Origin of the sequence: Devosia sp. (assembly GCF_017307565.1) — a bacterium.
In the GTDB taxonomy this organism is placed as follows: Bacteria; Pseudomonadota; Alphaproteobacteria; order Rhizobiales; family Devosiaceae; genus Devosia.
This window is the reverse complement of the sequence record NZ_JAFKHD010000091.1, coordinates 1-3,939: the sequence shown is the minus strand read 5'-3', so window position 1 is coordinate 3,939 and position 3,939 is coordinate 1. Positions and strand designations below refer to the sequence as shown.

Annotated in this window: 5 protein-coding genes; 3 read left to right on the top strand and 2 right to left on the bottom strand. The window is 62.1% G+C overall.

Features of this window, described 5'->3' with window-relative positions; genetic code table 11:
• The coding region (locus J0I64_RS02880; protein ID WP_291406118.1) for an ATP-binding cassette domain-containing protein at positions 1-201 on the bottom strand (201 nt) is incomplete at its 3' end.
• A 349-nt stretch (positions 202-550) separates the two neighbouring features.
• On the bottom strand, positions 551-1,399 hold the full coding sequence (locus J0I64_RS02875; RefSeq protein ID WP_291406117.1) for an NAD(P)H-binding protein: 849 nt from the start codon (positions 1,397-1,399) through the stop codon (positions 551-553).
• A gap of 122 nt (positions 1,400-1,521) precedes the next feature.
• Between J0I64_RS02875 and J0I64_RS02870 the strand changes: the two genes are divergently transcribed.
• The 3 genes from J0I64_RS02870 to J0I64_RS02860 all read left to right on the top strand — a co-directional run.
• Positions 1,522-3,123 (top strand): ABC transporter substrate-binding protein, encoded by a 1,602-nt coding sequence (locus J0I64_RS02870; RefSeq protein WP_291406116.1) that lies wholly within the window; start codon positions 1,522-1,524, stop codon positions 3,121-3,123.
• A complete protein-coding gene (locus J0I64_RS02865) occupies positions 3,120-3,524 on the top strand; it encodes a nuclear transport factor 2 family protein (RefSeq protein ID WP_291406115.1) in 405 nt (134 codons plus the stop codon). The genes J0I64_RS02870 and J0I64_RS02865 overlap by 4 nt, the downstream gene beginning before the upstream one ends.
• Positions 3,521-3,939 (top strand): flavin reductase (locus tag J0I64_RS02860; protein ID WP_291406114.1); only part of this gene is annotated, 419 nt, incomplete at its 3' end. The genes J0I64_RS02865 and J0I64_RS02860, both read left to right, overlap by 4 nt.

Sequence of the window (3,939 nt, the reverse complement as noted above, 5' to 3'; positions counted from 1 at the left end):
CACCAGCCGGATCAGCGTCGACTTCCCCGCGCCCGAACTGCCCATAACGCCAAGAATGGCGCCCCTCGGCACATCGAGATTGATTTCATGCAGTGCAGTAACGGGCGCATTGGCACCGCGTGCAGCAAAGGTCTTCTCGACCCCGCGCAACTGGATAATGGCCTCACCGGGGGCCGCGCCGTTTTGAAGATGATCGTTCAATTTCAGTCCGTTAAATAACGACTGAATTAGTCGGCATTTACAGCCGGAAAGTCGAGGGAGAGGCTTCCAAACAATGGACGGAATCCGGGTTTTTCGTCCACTCGTTCCGGCTTGGGCGCAAATCCAGTTTTTCGTGGGCTGGGGATGGGGTGGAAGGTCGGGAGGGCGAGCACTGCTCCCAGCTTTCTGTGCGACCGTGACATCGCCCCTCCCACGATGTCATCCCCGCGAAAGCGGGGACCTCCGTTTCAAAACAGAGGTTCCCGCTTTCGCGGGAATGACCCGGTGGAAGGATGGATTGGTTGGAGGACGGGAGAGGGTGAGTGAGCCTCAATAGCCTTAAGTGAGGCTACGCCAGTTCCTCCGAAAGATACGCCTCAACACTCCGCGGCTTCCGCTCCAGAACCCGCTCGACCGTATCGGTGAGCCCGGCAGCGCCGCCCTGCGCAATCACCACAAAAAACTGCTTCACCACCTGCGCCTCAAAGCCGTCCACGCCCGGCGGCAACCCAGCCGGCACCGCCGAAGACACGCCCACCGCCTTTCCCGTAATCCGCGTCGCCAGCGCCGCAATGTCCGGCACTGACAACGAATCCGGCCCGGTAATCACCAGCGGGCTCGCCGCGACCTTGGGCGCCAAAAGCTGGCTGATCGCCACATCGGCAATGTCCCGCACGTCGACATAACCCACCTTGGCCCCGCCATGGCGCGAAGCGATGGCCTCCCCGCGCTTGATCTGCGCCGCCACCGCCGCCAGCGAGACCTGCAGCCAGGCATTGGGGCGCACCGCCACATATTCGAGCCCGGATTGGGCCAGATGATCTTCCACCCTCTTATGCGCATCGCCCGAGAACGACGTGCCGACCGTCCAGTCCGACCCTGAAATCTTGACGACCCGCTTCACACCCGCCGCCTTGGCCGCATCGACAAGCGCAATCTGATCTTCGGCCAACCGCTCGCTGATCGGCGACAGGAGCAGCACGCGGCTCACCCCCTCCAGCGCCGCCGGCAGCGAGGCCGGCACAGAAAAATCGCCCTCGGCAATTTCGACCTTGTCGCCATAAAGCTCGCGCGCGGTTTCCGGTCGCCGCGTCAGCACGCGAATACGATGCCCATCGGCAATCAGCTTAGGCGTCAGCACGCGGCCGAGCTTGCCGGTCGCACCGGTAATCAGGAACAGTTCGGAGGAATTTGTCATCTTGGCTCGCACCCGGAGAATTAGTTTCGCTTAATATATATTAAATCCATCAACATTCTCAAATATGAAAGTAGGCATAAGCCGAAATGCAAAATATTCCCCTCTGCCCCGGAGCCTCAGCCGTGCCTTCTCCCTTTTCCCTCCGTCGCCGTACCCTCTTGCTGTCGACCGCAGCTCTTGCCCTTGCCAGCGCCGTTCCAGGCCTCAGCTTTGCCCAGGACCCCGTCCAGGGCGGCAGCATTTCCATCAATGTCGGGTCCGAGCCGACCGCCCTGCTCTCGGCAACCAATACCGGTTCGGCCATCAGCATTGGCCCCAAGATCGTCGAAGGCCTGCTTACCTACGATCTCGACTTCACCCCGCGTCCGCAGCTCGCCACCGAATGGTCCGTGAGTGACGATGGCCTCACCTACACGTTCAAGCTGCGCGAAGGCGTCAAATGGCATGACGGCGAAGATTTCGACGCCGATGACGTCGTCTTCTCGATCCTCGCCCTCAAGCAGGTGCATCCGCGCGGCCGCGGCACCCTGGCCAATGTCACAGAGGTCAAGGCGCTTGGCAGCCACGAAGTGCAGGTCACTCTCTCGGACCCGGCCCCCTATCTCCTAAAAGCCCTCGCCGCGCTCGAATCCCCCATCCTGCCCCAACACATTTTTGACGGTACCGACATTCCGGCCAATCCGGCCCTCAATGCTCCCATCGGCACCGGTCCGTTCGTCTTCAAGGAATGGATCCGCGGTAGCCATGTGCTGCTCGAGCGCAACCCCAACTATTGGGACCAGGGCAAGCCCCATCTCGACCAGATCGTCATCCGTTTTATCGCCGACCCGGCCGCTGCCGTCGCCGCGCTGGAATCGGGCGAAGTGCAGGTGTCCATCGGCGTTGTGCCGCTGACCGATCTTGAGCGCCTCAAGGCCGATAGCCGCTTTGCCTTCGAAACCCGCGGCAATGGCTACATCAACTCCATCCTGCGCGGCCTTTTCAATCTCGACCGCAAGGAGCTGCAGGACCTGCGCGTGCGCCAGGCCATTGCCCATGTCATCGACAAGCAGTTCATCGTCGACACCGTCTTCCTCGGCCACGCCAAGGCGCTGACCGGCCCGGTCAATCCGGCCGTTGCGGAATTCTATACGCCCGATGTCGAAACCTATTCGCTCGATATCGCCAAGGCCGAAGCCCTGCTCGATGAAGCCGGCTACAAGCGCGGTGCCGACGGCATCCGCTTCGCGCTCTTCGTCGATCCGATGATCGCCGTTGGCCCGCAGCGCCAGATTGCCGAATATGTGGCTCAGCAGCTCGACAAGATCGGCATCAAGCCCACCATCCGCACCGGCGACTTCGGCTCCTTCGTCAAGCGCGTCTATACCGACCGTGACTTCGATCTCGCCATCGAGCCGATGAGCAATCTCTTCGATCCGACCGTCGGCATCCAGCGCCTCTATTGGAGCAAGAACTTCAAGATCGGCGTGCCTTTCTCCAACGGCGCCAACTATGTCAGTGCCGAGACCGATCGCCTCCTCGAAACCGCTGCGCAGGAAAACGATCCGGCAGAGCGCGTAAAACTCTTCGGCGATTTCCAGCGCGAAGTGGTCAAAGACCTGCCGGTCATCGACCTCGTCGCCCCCGACGCCTTCACCATCTATGACAAGCGCATCCAGAACCTTGTCACCACCATCGACGGCAACTCGGCCAATGGCGCCGATCTCTTCCTGAGCCCGGCATGAGCGCCCCGCTGAACGAAGAAGCCGGCATTGCCGCCGTCCTCGAAGGAGAGAGGGCCCGCTTGCGGGCCTTCTGCTCCGGCGATGTGGCGCTGCTCGACCAACTGCTCTCCGACGAGCTGACCTATACCCACAGCAATGGCATGACCGAGGGCAAGGCGCCCTTCCTGGAACGGCTCGCTGCCGGCGGCGTGCGCTTTGCCAATGGCAAGGTTTCGGAGGCGAGCGTCCGCCTTCTTGGCGACGTCGCCATCTACAACGGCCGCTTCAGCCTGACGGTTATTGCCGCCGGTCGGGAGGCGCATCTCGACAGCCGCCAGCTCTCGGTCTGGCAGCGCAATTTGGACGGCCAGTGGCAACAGATCGCCACCGCGTCCTCCCGCATTCCCCCGGAACCATCATGATCTTCGATTTTGCAGAGATCGGTCCGCGCGACCGTCACAAGCTCCTCACCTCGACCATCATCCCGCGGCCCATAGCCTGGGTATCGACGCGTAGCGCCAATGGCGTGGACAATGCCGCACCATTCGCCTTCTTCAATGTCTTTGGAGAGGACCCGCCGGTCCTCGCTCTCGGCATTCACGATGGCGCCAATGGCCCCTCGGACACCGGCAACAATATCCGCGCCACCGGCGAATTCGTCGTCAACCTCGTGCCCCGCGCCGCCCTCGCCCAGATGTCCCTCGGCATCCGCGTCACGAAGAAGGAGGAGATCGACGCCGCCATCAAGCTCGCGATCGAGACGAACGACCGTCCGGTCGTGATCGACTTCGTCGTGAGCCGTGACGCGATGGTGTGGCCGATGGTGCCGCAGGGCGT

Excerpts from the sequence above, each read along its gene's own strand:
- J0I64_RS02875 (WP_291406117.1), bottom strand. The coding sequence starts at position 1,399 with ATGACAAATTCCTCCGAACTGTTCCTGATTACCGGTGCGACCGGCAAG.
- J0I64_RS02865 (WP_291406115.1), top strand. The coding sequence starts at position 3,120 with ATGAGCGCCCCGCTGAACGAAGAAGCCGGCATTGCCGCCGTCCTCGAA.